The organism is Photobacterium aphoticum, assembly GCF_001029435.1.
GTDB lineage: Bacteria > Pseudomonadota > Gammaproteobacteria > Enterobacterales > Vibrionaceae > Photobacterium > Photobacterium aphoticum.
This window is the reverse complement of the sequence record NZ_LDOV01000009.1, coordinates 36,893-56,817: the sequence shown is the minus strand read 5'-3', so window position 1 is coordinate 56,817 and position 19,925 is coordinate 36,893. Positions and strand designations below refer to the sequence as shown.

Below are 19,925 nucleotides of genomic sequence, written 5' to 3'. Positions count from 1 at the left end.
CATGAAGGGGGCACTGAAATAGGCAGGAAAAGCGCGTTACGGGTTACGAATACAACGGGTGTAGAACTCCACGTCTTTACTCATCCCCAGACCGGAGCCGATCTGGTAACCCTGTGCCCATCCTTTGTTACCGGTATCTTTGCGGTGATCCAGCATCTCTGGAGTTTGGTCTTTCTTACGCGGTGGCAGCGGACGCACAAACAGCGTTGGCCCCGGTAAGTCTGTGGTGCTACTCCAGAAGAAGTACTTGATTGGCGTGTTCGGGAAGAACTCTTCATCAATCGCCGGCGAGGTCTTGTTGTAGTTCACAATCGACACCAGCTCTTTGATGTTCGGCAAGCGCCAATCTTTGTAGCCTGCATAGTCCAAGTTTTCGCAGTAGTCGATCGAATCCAGCCAGTTACGGCGCTGGTAATCGATGTTCTGCTGCCACATACGATCGGTCACTTTTTCTGTTACCGTCCCGTCACCGTTATCCACGTAACGCATGTTGTGGTACGCCGCGCCATTGTCAGCACGCACACAACGCACCAGTTTGGTGGATGCGGTATGCTGGCCCATGATATGACCTTCCGGGAAACCAATGTGCCAAGCGTGATCCGGATGATCACTGACCGGGAAGCCCCACACGCCCGAGCTCAAACGCGGCATGTTCAGGAACGCATCGGTATTGATCGCCGGACGGAACTCCCCTAAGTCCGCAATACTTTGCAGCTCTTTCATCAACGGGTAACGCCAGTCGTCATAACCATCCAGTTCCAGATTGTCACAATACGCCTGACCTTCATCGGCCGTCATCCAGATACGGGATGAGTCACGCTCCCACATCAGCTTGGTATTATCGTCAATCACGGTTTTGCCCGACGGACTGATGGTGTAACTCATCGGGTTTTTCGGGTAATCCACGTCTTCCCCGTGTTTATCGGTGAAGTTTTGGATCTGACCGGTATCCGGCAATTTAAACCCTTCTACTGGTGGCATGCCTTTACCGGTAATGAACTCACGGCGCTCTACCGGGGTGTAGAACATACCGGTCACGTAGGCCACGATATCGGCGTAATCGTCTTCACTCAGCATCTTGGCAAACGGCACCATGACTGCTGCCTGACGGTTGGTACGCTTGCCATCGCGGTAAGCGGTCATCTGTTCAAACACGTAGGCCGGCATCTGGCCTTTCAGCGGTGGGTAAGCCGGATTGGTGCTGGCCCCCTGCTCGCCATGACACATCTTACAGGTCGCGTCATACTTCGCTTTGCCGCGCTGATATGCCGCGCTTTCGACCACCTCTTTGCGCGGGTTCCATTTCATGGTGCGCTCGCTGAGCACTAACGCCATGTCCGCAATTTCTTTCGGCGGCACGGTGTACACCATTTCTTTCATCTGGGACGACACGCCAGCCTGACGCTCCATGTCCATATCCACGAACTGATCGTAAAAATACTGCGCATCAAAGCCTTCCAGTTTCGGACTCAGGGTTTCCGGCACTTCTTCCACCGCCGGACGGTGACAGCCCAAATAACACGAATAGATGTTACGGTTGGCGACCTGTCGCTCTTGCGGCGTCATATCTGCCGGCGTACGGCGGATGGTGTAGTCCTCGTAGCCATTATTGATGTCCGTAACCGGAGCGGCCATGGCCATGCTGCTCATCCCTAGTGCCATCAAACACGTGGCCAGCACTGTCGTTTTTAGTGACTTATCCATTGTTTTCCACTCCTGAGAACTTCGCCAAATCACGCAATACCGACTCTTCACGCAGACGCATTTCACGCTTTAACCCTGGGTGAGCAATGTCGTAGTGACAACTTGAACACTGCCAGTTGCTGTCCGTGTCTTTGCGGGCAAACGCCAACTGGTGGGTTTGATCGGAAATCGGCGATGTCTCTGTCGCAACAGCCGCTCGCTCTTCCAGGGTGCGGTGACAGTTCACACAGCCAGAATCAAACACATACTCGGTACGTTTCGGGTGCAAAGCGTCGTAGTCCAGCGCATCCATCTGCAGCACATATTCCCCCCACAGGTGACGCATACCCGAGGTACCTTTCACCCACAGCTCTTCCACCACATTGGACTCAGGCAAGTGACAAGACACACAGTCGGCCACAAAGCCTTGTGAGTTATTGCCGCCGTGCACACTTTGCTTAAAGGTCTCAGCCATTGGTGTCATGGTGTGACAGCCACTACAAAATTCGTTGGTGCTCAGAGCATGCATCACTTCACTGGCCGGTAGCGCGGCTAATAAACCCAGCCCACCACCAATGGTCAAAATGGCGGCAAACACTGCGCCTTTGACACTGCGAATGCCTGTTAATAATTTTTTCATGGCGTCACCTGCCCAGCGTTGTCTGCGGCGATCTGCGCCGAGGTTTTCACTTCCGCCATACAGGTCGCGTTCGGATCAAACGCTAACCACAATTCCACCGGATATTGCTCACCGGCTTTTGGCATTTTGGTCAGGTTAAACAACATCACGTGCTTGCCCCCCGGCGTGAGAGACAAACTGGTGTTAGGTTTCACCTGCACTTGAGGAATACGCGTCATGGTCATCACGCCATCCACATGGGTCATGTCATGCAGTTCGGTGTAACTGGTCAAGGCCGGTACGGCTGCGCCATAGAGGGCTTCAGGGGCCGGCAGTCGTAGTGATGCCGTTTCAGCGTCTGGTTGATAGTTCACAGTAAAGTACAGGCCGGTTTTATCCGTCCCAGGGGCAGGCTCTCGGATCACACAGTCGGTGACCGTCACCGCTGCCTGGGCCGACAGCCCACTCAGGCCAAGTAAGGCCGAGCAAAGCAAGCGTTTCATGGTTGGGCTCCTTAAAGGATGAGGGTAATAGCGCGAATAATGAGCAAGACGCCACCGTTAGAAAGAGACGATCAAACCCAGGTTAACGTTGTCGCTTTTGGCGCCTTGGGTCACGGTTGGTTTGTCTTTGCTGTACAACGCACCTTCAGCAAACACGGCAAGATGCTTATTCAGGTCATGGCGCACGTTAGCCAGCCCCAGCACTTCGTTTTCCACTGCCGCATTGTTCCAGTCCGCGTATTGCGCACCCAAGCTGAAAGCGGTGTTACCGTAGGTATATTTTGCTGACACGCCATACACTTGGCGCTCACCGTAAGGTGCGTCGTAATCCAGCTCCGCCACTGCCCCCAAGTACAGATCAGCCCACTGATAGCTGATGGCAATCAAGGTGCGCTGGCTATCTTGCTCAGTACCGGCCGGTAGCATGACTTTGTCTGTCCAGGAATGGTTAACGACTAAACTGAAATTGTCCTGCTTATACAGCGCACGCAAACCAATGATGTCGGCATCGTTGTTATTGCTGTCATTCGGGCTCACAACGGCCACTTTGAATTGAAAACCGCCCCACCATGGCGTCATGTAGGCCAACTGGTTAGTGGCATAACGCTTACCACCGAACAGCAGGTTGTCGCTGTGGCGTTCCATGTTGTTACTTTCAAAGATATCCACCTTGCTATACAGATCCGCCCAGGTTCCTGTGGTCCCCGAACCGATGTATAAGCCCCCCCACGGCGGCAACATGGTGATGATGTTGGCTTCACGCACGATCAGATCGTTATCTTTGTCTGCTGAATGTTCTGATTCCGAATACTCCGCTTCGAGCTGATAGCGTACTTTCAGATCCTGATACCCCAGATTGCCGATCGCACCGACCGTCGCCTGATAAATATCGGTGGTGTAATCCTTATCCTGATGCCATGCGGCTTGGGCGCGAATATCTCCGTAAACCGTCGGCATCGGGACAGTAATGCTATCGGCAGGCGGCGTCTGTGCAAAAAGGGGGGCTGGCAGCAATGCCAACACAAGAGAAAGGTGTTTATTTTTATTCATATCTTTGCCACAACTTTAAATAGTTTTTCACGGTGGCGAGTATATGAATAGCATTCGCAAGGGAGAACCAGCGGAACGGCATCACCGTCATGCAGAACATGCATACCGGCAAAAAAACGCATTCATAATTTATAAAAACTCAATAAATCAACATATTAAATGGATATTCAAGAAAGTGCTGACCAATATGCACTCCATTCAATATTGGTATAAAGCATGCCTCGCTTGCCCCATACTGATAAAATGTCGGCGGTTAACGACATACTGATACAGACACACATGGCCTTTCCAATCGATACACTACGGATGTTCTGCCTGCTGGCACAGAAACTGAATTTCACTGAAACCGCCAACTACCTGAATATCAACCAGTCGACGCTGAGTCGCAAAATCCACCAGCTGGAGCAAACCACGCAACTGCGCCTGTTCCACCGAGGCGGCAATCAGATCCACCTGACGCCACAAGGCCGGGTGTTTCTGGAGTCTTGCCAACGTATTTTGCAGGAATGGGATAACACCCTCGACAGCCTGCATGACGATCAGGATTATCTGCGCGGTGACATTAAACTGGGGCTGTTACACCCGATGGCACGCTGGCTGAGCCAAACCTTTTTCCGGGAATTTTGTGCCAAGCACCCGCACATTCGCCTGCACCTGACCACCTTGCACCCGACCAATCTGCGTGAAATGGCCGATTGCGACATCATGATCGCCCCCTTTCTGCCTTGTGATCAGTCATTGGTCGCCAAACCACTGGCCAAGTACCGTCGTGTCTTTTGCGCCTCACCGCAATATATCGCGCAGCACGGCCTGCCGCGTCACCCACAAGAACTCTCTCAACACCAATGCATTACCAATACCAATTGCCCGAATCAGGAGTTAAGTTGGAAGTGGGAAAGCAAAGAGACAGAAGGTGTGGTCGATGTGAGCGGCACGATTTCAACGGATTCTGTGGATATCGCGACCAATCTAGCATTGGCCGGCATGGGTATCGCCCTGATCCCACTGGATCAGATCAACCACTTGCTGGAAAAAGGGGAACTTGTTGACGTGTTTAACTGTGAGTATTACCAATGGGGAGAACTCTATGCCGTGTACCGATCTCGTCAATATACACCGGAGCGCTTTGCCGTCTTCATGACAGAATTGCGCCAATACATCAGCAGCCATTGCAACACACACAGCGGACCAAACCGAATGAAAGTGGTACCCGCCGCCCCACTCTCCTCGTACGCCGCAATGCCGGCTCATCCTTAATGTCGTTTTTCAGCACACCGTCTGTGCATTAAAAACGTCGCGATAACATCCAATAACAAAAAAGCCGCCACATGATGTGACGGCTTTTTCAATGAGGATGTCTTGTCCTGATATGTGTTTGCACATTGAGGACTGATGATGGCAATTAGCCGATGAACTTGCTCACGAAGTTACCGATGTTGCTAAAGCTTGCCGCAGCCATAATCACCACAATCAATGCGCCCATTGCTGACAGGTAAACAGGATGTTTGTAGTCACCGACGATGTCTTTACGACGTGTCGCAGCCAATACTGTACCCAGTACAATCGGTAGGATGATGCTGTTCACCAGGCCCGCTAACATCAACAGTAGCAGTGGCATGTTCATAAATACCGTGCCAAGGCTGGTCACGACGATGAAGCCCACACACCATGCTTTCTCGTTACGCGCAACGACTGGAAACAGGGTCTTAATCAGCGAAATCGCCATATAAGAGTTACCGACTACCGAGGTGATAGAGGCAACAAACAGCACCAGGCCAAAGATGAAGTAACCTACCTCGCCCGCACCGTGACGGAACGCATCGGCCGCTGGGTTTGCACCATCAAGCACTGCACCCGCTGCAATCACACCGAATACCGCCAAGAACAGCAGGATACGGATCACCACCGCGATAGAGATACCCGCCCATGCCGCTTTCTTGATGGCGCCCACGTCCTCTTCACCCTGCAGACCAATGTCCACCAAGCGCTGGGCACCGGTGTAGTAACCGCCCACGGCACCACCCACAATGGTCAACGTCGGCAGTAGCAGACTCCCCATATCGGTAGGCATCACTGCTGCGACCATGGTCTCACCCATCGGTGGCAAGCTGGTCATGGCCACATAAGCAATCAGTACAATCATGAACAGGCCCAGGTAGCGTGCCATCTGATCCATGCGCTTCGAGGCGTTATGTACCACAAACAGCAAGCAGCCAATCGCACCGGTAAATAGCGCGCCCCACGTGGTATCCACGCCGGTGAGCACATTGATACCCAGTGCAGAGCCACTCACGTTACCAAAGTTAAAGGCGACCGCGCCCAGTGCCAGCAGAACACCGATGAAGTAACCCATTCCCGGGGCGATTTTGTTGGCGATATCCTGAATACGCAGGCCAGATACACCGACGATGCGCCACAAGTTCATCACGATACCGAAGGTGATAAACATAGAGGCGAACACAGGGAAGGCCATGTCCATCTTATAGATATTGGTAAAAACAGCCGTTTGCGTCAGAAAGCCCGGACCCACAGACGTGGTGGCCATCAAAAAGGCAACACTAAGAATCGCTTTATTCTGCCAAGAAGCTGGCTGTGATAGATCTGCGCGGGTTGCGCTGCAAGTAGAGGTGCTAACGGTCATGCCAATATCCCAAAAAAATTGTCTCTCTCTTTTATAAAAACAGAAAGACAACTGACCGGGATCAGCTGACCTAGCAGAGGGGAATGCTCAATAACAACAGGTATCCCGTCGCGAGCAATCGTTTGCTGGGCGCGGATACTAATGACTTAACAAAAAGGAGTCAACAGAAAATTGCATCATCAACAAAAAAAGACACGGTGCTTTTTTCTTCGCCTCTTCATCGCCCTCCCTTGTCTACTTTATCCAACAAAATGTGTTGCAAAAATAACCAGTGAATACCCAAAAGGAATAACACCCCCGCCACATCACAGACGGATAAAAAACCGTTTGCATACAAAAAATTTACTTACAAAGCAAACCATTGGCAATGCTGGTGACTTGCAATACAATATTCGCACTAGCAATATTTTGCGACCGGTATCACAAAAAATACCGACAACCATTCAGTGCAGCAGTAAGTATTTATTCGTGGAAGACAGCTCAACCGTTACACAGGTGTATTACGATTTACTGGATCTCAGTGAAGAGGCAAAACATTCCTTTTTACAGGATCTCGCACATACCCAGCCGGCACTCTACCAACAGCTGCTCCCTCTGTTACAAAGCGATTCTCAGCTCACCCAGCTATTAGGTTTTCACGTTGATCAACTGGTGGAGGCGGATCGAGATTTCAGCGGCCGTACCATTGATAAATATCAACTGACGCACGAACTGGGCCGTGGTGGCATGGGGGTCGTGTATGCCGCACACCGTGCCGATGAAACCTTTGAACAGCAGCTGGCGATTAAATTCATCCAGCCCACGTTGATCCAAATTTTGGGTAAACGTGCGCTGTTTACAGAAGCGCAATTACTGGCTCGCCTTAATCATCCGTGTATCGCTAAAGTCTTTGATGGCGGGGAATATGAAGAGTGCGTTTACATTGTGATGGAAAAGGTGGAAGGGAAAACCCTCGACCGTTTTGTCCATGAACACAAGCCTGATACCCAAGGTAAACTGACACTGTTTAAGCGAATTTGCCATGCGATTGAGCACGCACACCAAAACCAGATCCTGCATGCAGATGTCAAGCCGGAAAATATCCTGGTCGATCGTGATTTTCAGCCCAAGTTGCTGGACTTTAACCTGACCCAAACACGTCATCGCAAAAATGATGTGAATGCCGGTGAACTCATTGCGTTTAGTGAGCAGTATGCCAGCCCTGAACATCAGGCCGGACAATTTTTAACCCAACAAAGTGACATTTTCTCGTTAGGGAAAATTCTGGCCATGCTGTTTCCACAGGCTCACGGTGATATTCAAGTGGTAATAGAAAAAGCCACTGCCCATGATCCGCAGGATCGCTATGCCAGTGCCACGGAATTACGTCAGGATATTGAACACATACAGCTCTACCGGCCGATTTCACTGAAGCAACATTTGCCCCTGTATTGCACGCAAAAACTGATCCAACGTCGACCATTGCCAGCCGCCATGGTCGCATTACTCGTTGTCTGTGCCGTGGCGTTCTCTTCGGTGTTGATGGTACAAAACCACCGTTTGACCGAAGAAAAACTGGTGGCTGAAAACATGATGTTTGAGGTAACCAGCATGATGTTCCATGCCCGTGGCAGCGAAAACGCCCTGATGTCGGTGGGTGCCATGTTGGATCTGTCGCGACGCCGTATTTTATCCAACCCGGATCTGCCTAAATCGGTCAAACAACGCTTGTTGATGATCATGATGACGCCTGCGCCGAATAAACCTAACTTGTCAAAACCCAAGATGGATGACATGCAGTGCACCACACCAAAGGCTCACTCTGTAAACCTGAGTCCCATCATCAACAAAGCCATTTGTCACCCAACGAACAGCAACCGCATCAGCAAACAGGTATAACCCGGCATGAAACCAACCCCATTTCCCCTTCTCGCACTCTCGCTGCTATCGCCTGTCACGCTGGCGAAAGCGCCGCAACCACAGATCGGGTACTTCATTGATTCCCCCGTCACGGGCTTGTATTACGAGACCAGCTCTAACCTGACCGGCTACACGCAAAAAGGGGCGTTTAACTATCACCCTGGTGATGTGGTCAGCTTTTACTTAGGTAAAGACAATAGTGCTTACTTACTCACTAAGCTGTCTGGGCAAACGGTGATCACCCCGACCCTGTCAACCACCATGCCAAGTCGCAGTATCAACATGACTCGCTTGTTGTTGTCGCTGGACGAAACCCCGGAAGATCAAACGGAAATCGAGTTGATGGGTGAAATGCTGGCAGATCCGGCGTTTCAGGAGCAATTGCGCACGTTGGATTTAAACCTGCTTGATAGCCTGAAAGACAAGTTGGATGTGGAGTTGGTGTCGGTTGAAAAAGCCGTGGCTCACCTCAATCAGAGTGAACAATTTATTAAACAACACTTTACCTCTGATGACGTGATTTACTCGCCACTGAACCGCCGCTTGACCAATATTCAGATCAAAAAGCGGGATAACGATGGCCACTACTGCATTTTAGATTTGCGCTACATTCACCGACCTCGCTATAACACCCCAATCGGTGAAATGCACTACATGATCACCCCATCTGATATTGTGCAGTATCCGAGCATCGGTGATCGGTACCATGGCTGCTACCTCGACCCTGAAGGGGCGTTAGCCAACATCATCAAAGAGCCCATTGGCAACTTTTCCGATCTCCAAGGCCTGGTGGGTTGCGGGATAAAAGGCTGCACCCGCAACGATTTGAATGGTTTTCTCGTCGACAATTATGATGATGAGGGAGACTGGAAATACCGTACTCTTGCGCTGAATTTTGACCCAACCACCCAGTTATTCATGGAAAAAGTGCAAGGCCTCGGCCCGCTGCCGCATATCCGCCACGAAAATCAGTCAGAGATGATGTGGTTTACCTATCCGCAGGAAAAAGGCCATCAGATCGATTATGAGGGGATCTGGAAAGCCACCACGTTTAAAGGTACCGATATTCACGATACCTGTTTGCTGGTAGAAAAAGATCGCGTCTGGCAAGGCCCGAAAGACACCGAAACCTGCCCCGATGATCGCCAGGCTTACGCGCAAAATGTCACCGCTGACTACGGCGACATGTGGTGGCTCAATGCCAAGGAACAAAAAGCCAAACTCGGACAGATGAACGTGACCGTGCGTTGGTATCCACAAGACCAGCCACCAAAACTGACAACATGGGAATACCTGCCTGCCGGTGAAAACTGGGATCAAGGCATGCTGTACCGTTATGAACAAACCCTGACACGTCTGGCAGATGGTTCGGAAAACTTACAAACGAACACGATCACTGAATTAGCAAAACAAATTTAACGCGCCCTTTCATTCAATACATGGTCCACACCATCAGGAGCTCAACATGCAAGGATCGTCATCTCAACCGCTGACGCAAATTATCCAGCAATGGCAAACCGGAGATAAACAGGCAGAAAGCCAGCTTTACCAGTTCGCCTACCTGCAACTGCGTAAAATTGCCCAACAAGAGCGCGCCCGCAACGCTGAAAAGTACGGCATCGACAATCACGTGTTGGCCGACAGCATCAGCAGCACCACGGCATTGATCCACGACGCTTATATCAAAATGTCGAACAGCGAACTGGCTGACATCGAAAACAAGCGCACGTTTTTTCTGATGGCCGCCAAAGTGATGCGCCAAATCCTGATCGATAATGCACGCACACTACAAGCGCAAAAACGCCAGCAACTCACGACCATTGCAGGCGCACCAGACACGAATGAGCGAGAAAACCGCTTCGAGCAGCTGATCACCATCGATAAAGCCCTCGACAGCTTCAGTGTTCGCTACCCGCGTCAGTCCAATGCGCTCAAACTCAAGTATCTGATGGGCATGCAAAATCAGGAAATCAGTGAACTGCTGGAATGCAGTGCCAGCCTGATTGAAAAAGATCTCAAATTCTCACGCAGCTGGCTACAAACGCGGATGGCTTAACCCTGCATGCAAAACTCGAATATTAAACGCCTGCTGGGCGTGGTGATCGCTGCAACCTGTGCCGGTGGGTATTGGGCCAGCTTATCGTCTGATGCCCATGGCTCGGCAAAAAACACGGTAGCAGACAAGCTTGAGGGCGAGAATGTCTCTCTGGCAGCACAAGAAAATGGCTTGTCCGCTGAAGGGGCGGGGGCAGCCTCATCATACAACTCTGCGACCTCTCCGTTGCAGGGACATTCAGTGCCGTCTACCAGCCAACATTCGCCAGCATTAGACGCAAGTGCGTCGAATAACAGCGCGGTGACAGCAAGTCCGAATAATAAAGAGACGGATAAAAACACGGCCGAAGATGATGACGCGGCCAATGACAACCAGAATACGAACGAAGCACGCAATGTATCTGAAACGGTCAGTGAGCATACCGAGTCTTCTCTCGATACAGTGAGTACCACAACGGATCTTGTGACAACCTCCCCTCAAGACACAAAAAGTACCCCTCGGTATGGTTACCCGATCGGGGATAAACAGTCACAAGTATGGGAAGAATTTGTCGACCACCAGACCGAAGGCGTGAACTATCCACCGCAAATTAATCATGCGGTACGGGCACAACTACAGAAAGTCGTCACTAACTGGGCATTCACCCAAGAAATGCCAGTACGTTACACCTTGCCGATTGATAATCTGTTTACCGATCCGGAAGGAGATCCCATTCATGTTCGGGCATATATTTCCATTCCTGGTGTTCAAACGTCGCCAAGTAACACCACAATACGCGTGCAAGGGATGCCGCAGACCTTTGTCAACTTCCCTTCATTGGTGATTGAAGCCCAAGATGATAAACACGTGCATCAGCAATGGGTGACCGCCCATTTCTCCTTGCGCCCGATGGTGCCAGCTGATGACAAAGCCCCTCATCCATTAGAAGGCGAGACGCTTTTCCGCTTAGAAACCACCCAATTATTGGGCGGTACCTACTACAACTATGATGTGGTCTACTGCGAAGCGTGGCGATTTGAAGACGGGCTGGTCTTTTTTGCTGCCGCCGACAACAAAACCCATTGTCCGTTAGAGAGCCAATTGCAGGAAATAGGTGAATACACCATTGATGATAAAGAAGATTTAATCATCACCAGCACCACGTCTGTCATGCATGGTAAACAACGCTGGAATGTAAAATGGATGTACGATTCATGGTACCGCCAAGGGGTGAAAAACCTGTTTACCACGGTCTATAGCGATCAACACGTGGAAAGCTATACGCTGCAACGTTCCCGCTCAGCCATGGAAGCCCGACTGAATGTCGACACCGGGCGTATACCTTTTGAGATGGAGATGTTTGACTATCTCGTGCCGCTCAAGAACGGGCAGTTTTTGCAAAGTATCGCCGGTAATTACGTGTACCTGTATGGACCGCATGATTCTTATCCTGGCCTTGATTCAGACTGGAATCTGCATTCCCCGTTACGCGACTTAGCCTGTGACGAAGTGCTGCCCTTCTGGCAGAGCAGTGTGCTGGCAGGTGAAGGGGAAACCGGCGATATTGTCGCCAGTTCCGCCGATCCATGGAGCAGCGCGCCCATTCACTGTGGTGTGCACTACCGCGAAGATTGGAATCGCCGCTATGTGTACTTCGGGATGCAGTATCGACGCTATGACTACTTTGTACCGGGTAACATCTACAGTTTCGTGATCCGACCAAAGCCAGAATACGCCCATATTGTTGAAGAGTTTAAGATCAACCTTCGCTATCACAATCCCGATTACATGACACCGTGATCGAAAAAAGCAGGGCATCTCAGGGATGCCCTGAAAAGGATAGCTAACGTAGAACGTCAAACCACTTCTTGGTCGTTGGCAGTACAATTAGCGATAATCACTGCCAATGACCGAGAACTTTAAAATTTCCACAACGCCTGAATGCCGGTGTTAAAGGTGTAGGTTTTGGCTTCTGGCAACCATGCCGTGCCTTGTTGCCACTCCCCTTCACTGTCAATGAAGCTCACGGTCTGTGGATCGGACTCTGCACGGAACTCGTAGCCCAGCATCACAAACCAACCCAGGTGCAAACCTTTCATCACTTCGTAGCTTAACGTCGCTTCCAATGACGTACGGAAACCAAAGTCATCAAACGACACATTTTCAAACTTGGTGTTTTCCGTCACACTCCAAATCGGAATACCGGCAATCCAACGGCCACTCACTCGCCATTTTTCCGCATTAAACAGCGTGCCGCTGTCATAGGCGATCCCCGCGTCCATGAAAATATCCGTAGACTTTTCTTCCCACGTATCCCCTTCTCGGAATACTGGGTTTTGATAGCCATTCAGGCCTTTCAAGCCGTAGCGCTTATAAGTTTGGTAAGTCAGCGATGGACCAAACACCACGCGCACATCGTCACGCCATTTGTAATGCACCAAAATATTGGTGGAGGTGCGCAGGTACTCAAACTGGTTCTGCTGGTACGCCTTGCCTTGGTTATCTTCCCACCGCTCTGTCGCCCCGAGCGGTGTGAATGTCGCCAGCGCATCGATAGAGAAATCGAACTTGTCGTTCACGTAGTACAAACCGCCGGTATTTAATACCGGACTTGATGTGGTCACATCTGATACGGCGCCGCCACTGCCCAAAAACGCTTCTTGGTAAGTAATATTTTCGACGCCCATTGTCAGGTATGAATAGCCATAGTCAGGGGTCTCTGCCGCAACGGCGACGGGTGCCACGCCCAATGACAGCACCGCACAGACACCCACACCTGACACTAACTCATTCAAACCACTACGCATTTTCATTTCGTTCATCCATACGCCATAAAGTGGCGGTGGATATTAACGGAGAATTTTTATTTGCCAATATTTCCGCACATAAAAAAACAAAAATATTTTTTACGGTTTTTTTTGTCTTTTTCGTGCCTTGTTTCGCAAATTCATAACCCGTACAAATAGCACCCTGCCGATGGGTCCCCCCTGTTTCGGCAACGTGATAACAAGAATTTCCATTCGGTTTTTTCTAAAGGAATGTACGTAATGAAGAAGGTTAGTTTACTTGCCGCGTCGGTGGCTTTTGCTCTTGTAGGCTGTGGCGGCGGTTCTGACAACAGTGACAATGGTGGCAACCCACCAGCACCAGGCGGCGTAGTGATCACCGGTTTTGATGGTTACTTCAAAAACGCAGCAGTGTTTGTTGATCAGGACAATGACGGCGTTTGGGATAAAAATGAAATCCTTCTCGGTCTAACTAACGAAAAAGGCCAAGTGATACTGTCTGAGAAACCAGATGGCGTACTTGCGCTTCAAACCATTACACCGAATGGCGTAGCACAATCACAACTTATCAACTTAGGTAGCCAATACGCCGGTATTTACACTGTCGATATGGACCACCCTGGCCAAGCGATGGCACATGAAGTGGTATTCCGTGCACCAAACAATTCTGATGTAATTTCACCGATCACTGACCTAGTGGCGATCGAAGTTGCTGCAGGTAAGAGCCTTGAGGCTGCAGAAGCTACTGTAAATACAGCGCTAGGTGGCTCTGTTGATCTGTACAGCGACTTCGTTAAAGGTGAAGATGCAAACCCAGAGTTGCACAAAACCGCTCAGATTCTGACGGAATCAAAAGCACAAGACCCAGCAAACTACGAGAAAAAAGCGACGAAGTTTGCTGAAGTAGCAACAGTAACCGTAGATGAAATGGTTAAAAATGGCCAAGACATCACCAAGCCTGAAAACACGCCAATTATTGTCGAAGATGATAAAGGTTCTCTAACCTCTATCACAAACAGCAAACTGATTGTTAATGCAGATAAGAAAGACGCTGTCATTGCCGAATTACCGAAGCTAATCCGTGAAGGCGAAAACTTTGAGGGTGTAACAGTATCCATCGATAAGCTATTTGTTGATAACGACCAAAAATCAAGTGTTCAGGTTAAAGTTGATTCTGGCTCGCTAAAAGGTTCTGGTATCAATGTAACACTTGAAGGCAATGAGCTAACTCTTGAGCCAGGTCCAGTCACTCGCCCAGAAAATAACACCATCACACTGATTGCAATGGACGTTGACTCTGACGGTAACGACCTAACACCAGTTACCACTGTGTTCGTCCTAAACTTTGAGTTATTGAACCAAGCGCCAGTTTTAGTTGATGCTGAAAAAGCAAAACTACAAGCGGAAATTAACACATGGGATTTGCGCGCGGGTGAACCATTCGATCGCTCTATTGACCTATCAGCACTATTTAAAGACACCGATGGTAACGTTGCACAGTACTGGGGAACGGATATCACTATTGATGGTTTATCTATCCCTGATATTGATCAGCCAATGCAGACCATTGAGGGTACGCCAACTCAAGAATACGCAGCAGGTGAAACCTTCCGTGTTGTTGTAAAGGATGACCATGGAGAAGAAGCATATACAACATTCACACTGCCTGCTGTGAAAGAAGGTACAGCTCCACCGCCAAGCCATGGCCGCTCTCTTGAAAATCGAATCTGGTACGTACTAGAAAATGGCTCAGATGACGGCGATGGCATCGCGTCTAATAACTACTCGCGTGTATGGTGTGATGCCATCAAGTTTGAAAATGGCGGGGTCTATGAAAGTTCTCGTTCTGCAAGCAGCCTAACATCTTGTCCAACAAAGCTTGAACTAAACCCTGAAGCTTCTTACGAAATCGATGCCAATGGTACTCTGATCGCGACTTACACGTTTGAAGAAAATGGAAAAAAACTCGAAGAGTCTTACGCTTACGCCATCAACAGCGACAAAGCAACGGATGCAGCTGCGATTTCTACTGGTGCTAAGACGATCATCTTGACTCCACAAACTGAGAAATCAGCAGATGAGCCAGAAATGCCTGAGCGCTACACCTACTTCAGCCGCAAAGCCGATGCTGAAAAACGCATCAATGTGAAGTCAGATGACGCGGAAGAAAAACGCGTAGGTAAAATGTACCTTCCTGGCAAAGAAGACAATACATGGGTATTTGCTGATGTCAGCTTCGCAATTGCTAAAAATAAGCAAGGTGTCCTTGGTGCTTACATGAATTTTGATGCACCTAACCAAGATTTTACGTGTGAAGCAAACATGGGTGACATGTATAAGTCCTACACATTGTCTGGTGCTGACATCACAACTGTTAATTCAAATGGTTACAATGACTATATCGGTGGCTCTTGTAATACAGTGAATGATGAAAAATACAAGTACGCAAGTGTTTACTTCAACCTCTCGAATGCTGAAAACCCTGAGCTCACAGAAGGTAATGTGTATAGCTTCATTGGTTCGACATTCAACGACAACAGCCAATATGTTGAAAACATTAAGTTCAACATGACATGGACAGGCAAAGGCGATAACGAATAATTCGCCAACACCTAGACAAAGCCCTGCATTGCGGGGCTTTTCTTCAACCACGGTATGCTCTAACACCATCAAGCACTCAAAGAATACCGCTCAACATCTTGCTTGATGAAATGCATATCTTGGCTTACTAACAATCAGCCTCAAACTGCATGTAATAACAAAAGCTCAATGACAAAGGAATGTTCCACCATGACCGCATCCACGCCTTGCGCGCACCGTAATGTGATCCGCCTAAAACGCACCCTGCTGCAAAAACTGATGTATAAGGCCGTCTATCAATGCAAAGACTGCCAACACATTCTGACGTTTTAATCTCTCTTTTCTGCTACCAACGAATGGATACACACCATGAGTGACAATAAAAACAAACTTCGTCAACGCATTAAGCAACAACATAACGCCCACTTACAGGCTGTGCGAGCACGTTGGATGAAGAAACTCTCTCATGAACAAGAAGACGTATTAACGGATAAAAATACTTACCGCTGACGACAATAGTGAGGGGTTGTAGTGGCTAAATAAAAAACGGGCCTTGCTCTGGCCCGTTTTACTCTTCACTCTTTTATTCAGATAAAGCCATCTATTGATATGGCGATATCACAACGAACGGCATGCCTCACTCACTGTGCATTCAATCGCCACTGACGCACACTCAGCCCCAACATCACGGCAAAGAACGCCGGATCGCTCCAGCCAAAACCGGTGAAAATGCCAATCACACTCGCATACAAGGTGATCACAAAACCCAGCCCATTGGTCAGCATTAAGCCTTTCACCAACATACGGTTAGCTTGCATATCCTGCACCTCTCGGAACAAGTAACTGATCATCGCAATGCCACCCAGAAAAATACTGTTATGTTGTGACAGGAAATACGCATATTGATCGTTCACCTGCACCCCATACAATGGCCACATCCAGGCCGGTAAAACAAAAAGCGCAAAAGCAAAGGTGCCGTAAATGGCCGTATGAAGCGTAAAAAAGGTCTTGTTTTTCATCGTATCGTTCGTGTTTATCGTGATTGTATTGTGCTGAGTATCATTGTCGCTATCGACGGATTATTTCGACGCGAAATCCGCATGGTTAATGGCCGAAAGTGCCGTATTCACCGAAAACAAGCAGCCTCGAATGCCTGTGATCCCCATCGCGGTTAAACGGGCAGTATGCATTGTGAGATAAGCTTGCGCTGATGCTTCACTCTCGAACAAGTAGATCCCACCACCTAACTGCTCTGCGGCATTTTCTGTCCAGATTTTCCAGATAACCCCCGGCTCTTGATTGATGGAGGCCGCTAAGCCTGCCAATTGCTGTGCCATCTCCTCACCGAATGGTCCCTGATGGGTAAAATCCACTTGCAGTAAAATCTGTGTCATTACTCTATCCTCTGTGTTCAAACTGTTTTGGCTCACGGCCGTGCTGTCTGAGTGGTATATTACTTAGAGAAATTCGACAAAAAAGTTCATAAAACTGCACGTTACTGTGGAAATAACTGACAGATGAGACTAAAAACCACCCTTGACCAATGGTTGACGCTGCACGAAATCGACCGCCATGGCAGTATCCAAGCCGCCGCAACGGCCCTCAACAAAAGCCACACCACGTTAATTTATGCCGTCCGTAAGCTGGAAGATCAGCTGGGTGTCACACTCGTCACTGTCGAAGGACGGCGCGCGGTGTTATCAGAAGATGGCAAGGCCTTGGTACGCCGTGCCAGTAGCCTGTTAGATCAGGCGCGCGACTTAGAGCACATGAGCCAGCAGCTATCACAAGGGGTAGAATCAGAAATCACCGTGGCGGTTGATCACTTATGTGATCGCCAATGGCTATATGGCCCATTAGCGACTTTTTTGGCGGAGAACACCACAACATCCGTGCAGATCATAGAAACCTCGCTTTCTGGCACGACCGATGCGGTACTCTCTGGTAAAGCCGATATTGCGATCATCAACCTGCCTGTCACCAATTATCCGGCTGAAGCCTTAGGTACCGTCAATATGATCCCGGTGGTGGCCAAACACCATCCCTTGGCGCAACAAGCCGATCTGCACATCAACGATCTCACGACACAAACACAAATCGTGATCCGTGATTTAGGCGCAGACAGTAAACTGTCCAAGCAAAATGTAGGCTGGTTGAAATCACAACAACGGATCACGGTCGATAACTTTGACCATGCCTGGCAAGCGGTGAAGGCGGGGCTGGGGTTCTGCCGTTTACCACAACATTGGCTCAACCGCATGGGACGCCATGGCGAAGAGCAGGACATCGTGCAACTGGATATCGCAGAAGCCCACCGTTATCAGGTGCCGATCCACGTGACTCTGCCACACGGGGTAAAGACGGGTCCTGCGGCAAAACAGCTCTATGCGTTAATTTGTGCGCAATGCCCGCACACAACTGAAAAAACAGAAAAGTAAGGGAATTGTTTTTTCCCTAGCTATATTCTGTTTTTTTATCGGTATTTAACGTTATTGAGAGAAAGCATTTTTTTGATGGTGGTCATGATTGCGTAATAACGCACCACACCATGACAACTTGTGATCGTTTGTGAAAAGTTAATTAAATATTATATCTATCAGTAATTAACTATCACATTTGACTGGAGTTTTTCGTGGTCACCATTTTTAGCCTTGTCGTCATCTTCTCGGTGGGGACACTCATTTATAAGAAGTTCAACCCACAAACCACCCTCCTCTTAGGGGGGCTACTCATGATGGCAGCAGCCATTATCTCCAATACCGGCAACCCACTGCCTGAAAGCGCGTCCAGTGGCAACGCCTGGCTGGATATGTTCACCTTCATCAAAGTTACCACCTCCAAAACCGTGGCAGGATTGGGCTTGATCATCATGGCCGTAGGTGGCTTCGCGAAATACATGGATCACATCGGCGCATCTCGCGCACTGGTGAACATTGCACTTAAACCGCTGGGCTATTTCAAGTCTCCGTATTTGGTGATGGCAATGGGCTACATCATTGGCCAGTTGCTCAATATCTTCATTCCAAGTGCATCGGGTTTGGGTCTGCTACTGATGGTCACCTTGTACCCAATTCTGGTGCGTTTGGGTGTGAGTAAAATGTCTGCCGTTGCCGTGATCGCCACCACCGCGTGTTTGGACTTGGGGCCTGCCTCTGGCAACGCTAACTTGGCCGCGAAAACCGCCGATCTGTCAGTTACTGATTATTTCTTGAATTATCAGCTCCCTGTAGCCATTGCGACAATGATCACGATTGCCGTGCTGCACTTCTTTGTTCAACAATGGTTTGACCGCCGTGACACCGATAAAGGACCTGTGGATATTCAAGAAGAAGAAATCACAGTCGCTCCACCAAAATTGTACGCTTTACTACCAATGATCCCACTCGCATTGATCATGGCATTCAGCCCAATGGTGCTTGAGGCTCTTAACATCGATATAAACGTTAATATTGATGTCGTTACAGCCATGTTTATTTCTATTGCTGTTGCCATGATCTGTGAAGGACAACGCCATGGTGCGCGCAATGTGTTTAAAGACATCTTCGTGTATTTTGACAGCATGGGTAAACAATTCGCCCGCGTGGTAACACTGGTGATTGCTGGTCAGGTGTTTGCACACGGTATGAAAGTGACAGGCTTGCTGGACAGCGTGATCGACTTTGCCATCAGCGCCAACATTTCACCGTCACTGATGATCATCATGATGGTACTGATCATCACACTGGCTGCGATTTTGATGGGTTCTGGTAACGCACCGTTCTTCTCGTTCGCCGCAATGGTGCCGGATATCGCAAACAAGGTCGGTATTAACGCCGTTGCTATGCTAATGCCGATGCAGTTAGCGTCTGGTATTGCGCGCTCTATGTCACCTATCACAGGGGCTATCGTGGCCGTTGCCGGTGTGGCTGATGTATCACCGTTTGAACTGGTTAAACGTACGGCTATCCCAATGATTGGCGCGCTGATTGTTTCCACCGCAGCCTCTTTGATCGTAGGCCTGTAAGCTTTCCCTTCCGATTACAAAGCCTCGCACTTGTGACGCGAGGCCTTAAAACACAACATGCCGACAAGGGAAACCTGTCGGCATGTTTTTTATCGCTGATATAACCGCGTATTCGTACTAAATAGC

At 49.3% G+C, this 19,925-nt stretch carries 18 protein-coding genes; 10 read left to right on the top strand and 8 right to left on the bottom strand.

The window, feature by feature from the left end; all coding sequences use genetic code 11:
* Window positions 1-36 precede the first annotated feature (36 nt).
* From ABT58_RS03775 to ABT58_RS03760, 4 genes are read right to left on the bottom strand one after another with little or no spacing between them, the layout of a single operon-like run.
* Window positions 37-1,704, bottom strand: coding sequence for an Lcl domain-containing protein (locus ABT58_RS03775; RefSeq protein WP_047873033.1), 1,668 nt, complete (start codon window positions 1,702-1,704; stop codon window positions 37-39).
* On the bottom strand, window positions 1,697-2,323 hold the full coding sequence (locus ABT58_RS03770; protein WP_047873032.1) for a cytochrome c3 family protein: 627 nt from the start codon (window positions 2,321-2,323) through the stop codon (window positions 1,697-1,699). Before ABT58_RS03770 ends, ABT58_RS03775 begins: the two co-directional genes overlap by 8 nt.
* On the bottom strand, window positions 2,320-2,805 hold the full coding sequence (locus tag ABT58_RS03765) for a copper chaperone PCu(A)C (RefSeq protein ID WP_047873031.1): 486 nt from the start codon (window positions 2,803-2,805) through the stop codon (window positions 2,320-2,322). The genes ABT58_RS03770 and ABT58_RS03765 overlap by 4 nt, the downstream gene beginning before the upstream one ends.
* Window positions 2,806-2,862: 57 nt before the next feature.
* Window positions 2,863-3,855 carry a porin gene (locus tag ABT58_RS03760; protein WP_047873030.1) on the bottom strand — a complete coding sequence of 331 codons (993 nt, stop codon included), beginning with the start codon at window positions 3,853-3,855 and terminating at the stop codon, window positions 2,863-2,865.
* A 279-nt stretch (window positions 3,856-4,134) separates the two neighbouring features.
* Here ABT58_RS03760 and ABT58_RS03755 point away from each other — a divergent pair, with 279 nt between their 5' ends.
* The gene (locus ABT58_RS03755) at window positions 4,135-5,112 is read left to right on the top strand and encodes a LysR family transcriptional regulator (RefSeq protein WP_082210938.1); all 978 of its coding nucleotides are present in this window, start codon (window positions 4,135-4,137) and stop codon (window positions 5,110-5,112) included.
* A gap of 145 nt (window positions 5,113-5,257) precedes the next feature.
* Here ABT58_RS03755 and ABT58_RS03750 read toward each other — a convergent pair whose 3' ends face one another.
* Complete coding sequence (locus ABT58_RS03750) at window positions 5,258-6,496, bottom strand: NRAMP family divalent metal transporter (RefSeq protein WP_047873029.1); 1,239 nt, start codon at window positions 6,494-6,496, stop codon at window positions 5,258-5,260.
* A 468-nt stretch (window positions 6,497-6,964) separates the two neighbouring features.
* Between ABT58_RS03750 and ABT58_RS03745 the strand changes: the two genes are divergently transcribed.
* From ABT58_RS03745 to ABT58_RS03730, 4 genes are read left to right on the top strand one after another with little or no spacing between them, the layout of a single operon-like run.
* A complete protein-coding gene (locus tag ABT58_RS03745; RefSeq protein ID WP_082210942.1) occupies window positions 6,965-8,374 on the top strand; it encodes a serine/threonine protein kinase in 1,410 nt (469 codons plus the stop codon).
* Between the two features lie 6 nt (window positions 8,375-8,380).
* Complete coding sequence (locus ABT58_RS03740; protein WP_047873028.1) at window positions 8,381-9,814, top strand: hypothetical protein; 1,434 nt, start codon at window positions 8,381-8,383, stop codon at window positions 9,812-9,814.
* A 46-nt stretch (window positions 9,815-9,860) separates the two neighbouring features.
* Window positions 9,861-10,451, top strand: coding sequence for an ECF-type sigma factor (locus tag ABT58_RS03735; RefSeq protein WP_047873027.1), 591 nt, complete (start codon window positions 9,861-9,863; stop codon window positions 10,449-10,451).
* Between the two features lie 6 nt (window positions 10,452-10,457).
* Complete coding sequence (locus ABT58_RS03730) at window positions 10,458-12,230, top strand: hypothetical protein (protein WP_047873026.1); 1,773 nt, start codon at window positions 10,458-10,460, stop codon at window positions 12,228-12,230.
* Window positions 12,231-12,349: 119 nt separating this feature from the next.
* On the opposite strand, the gene ABT58_RS03725 is transcribed toward ABT58_RS03730, so the two are convergent.
* Entirely contained in the window at window positions 12,350-13,243 is an 894-nt protein-coding gene (locus tag ABT58_RS03725) for a hypothetical protein (protein WP_053062948.1), read from the bottom strand.
* Between the two features lie 234 nt (window positions 13,244-13,477).
* Here ABT58_RS03725 and ABT58_RS03720 point away from each other — a divergent pair, with 234 nt between their 5' ends.
* The 3 genes from ABT58_RS03720 (at window position 13,478) to ABT58_RS23940 (ending at window position 16,306) form a co-directional block, all read left to right on the top strand.
* A complete protein-coding gene (locus ABT58_RS03720) occupies window positions 13,478-15,817 on the top strand; it encodes a hypothetical protein (RefSeq protein WP_047873025.1) in 2,340 nt (779 codons plus the stop codon).
* Window positions 15,818-16,006: 189 nt separating this feature from the next.
* Entirely contained in the window at window positions 16,007-16,129 is a 123-nt protein-coding gene (locus ABT58_RS24460) for a hypothetical protein (RefSeq protein WP_268248431.1), read from the top strand.
* Window positions 16,130-16,165: 36 nt separating this feature from the next.
* Window positions 16,166-16,306, top strand: coding sequence for a hypothetical protein (locus tag ABT58_RS23940; protein WP_156168808.1), 141 nt, complete (start codon window positions 16,166-16,168; stop codon window positions 16,304-16,306).
* A 131-nt stretch (window positions 16,307-16,437) separates the two neighbouring features.
* Here ABT58_RS23940 and ABT58_RS03715 read toward each other — a convergent pair whose 3' ends face one another.
* Window positions 16,438-16,815: a hypothetical protein gene (locus ABT58_RS03715; protein ID WP_047873024.1), complete on the bottom strand. Its 378-nt coding sequence runs from the start codon at window positions 16,813-16,815 to the stop codon at window positions 16,438-16,440.
* Window positions 16,816-16,875: 60 nt separating this feature from the next.
* The gene (locus tag ABT58_RS03710; RefSeq protein WP_047873023.1) at window positions 16,876-17,190 is read right to left on the bottom strand and encodes a monooxygenase; all 315 of its coding nucleotides are present in this window, start codon (window positions 17,188-17,190) and stop codon (window positions 16,876-16,878) included.
* A gap of 123 nt (window positions 17,191-17,313) precedes the next feature.
* Between ABT58_RS03710 and ABT58_RS03705 the strand changes: the two genes are divergently transcribed.
* Together ABT58_RS03705 and dcuC are read left to right on the top strand one after the other, a co-directional pair.
* Window positions 17,314-18,234, top strand: a complete 921-nt coding sequence (locus tag ABT58_RS03705) for a LysR family transcriptional regulator (protein WP_047873022.1) — start codon at window positions 17,314-17,316, stop codon at window positions 18,232-18,234.
* Between the two features lie 194 nt (window positions 18,235-18,428).
* Window positions 18,429-19,799: a C4-dicarboxylate transporter DcuC gene (dcuC, locus tag ABT58_RS03700; protein WP_047873021.1), complete on the top strand. Its 1,371-nt coding sequence runs from the start codon at window positions 18,429-18,431 to the stop codon at window positions 19,797-19,799.
* Window positions 19,800-19,925 lie beyond the last annotated feature (126 nt).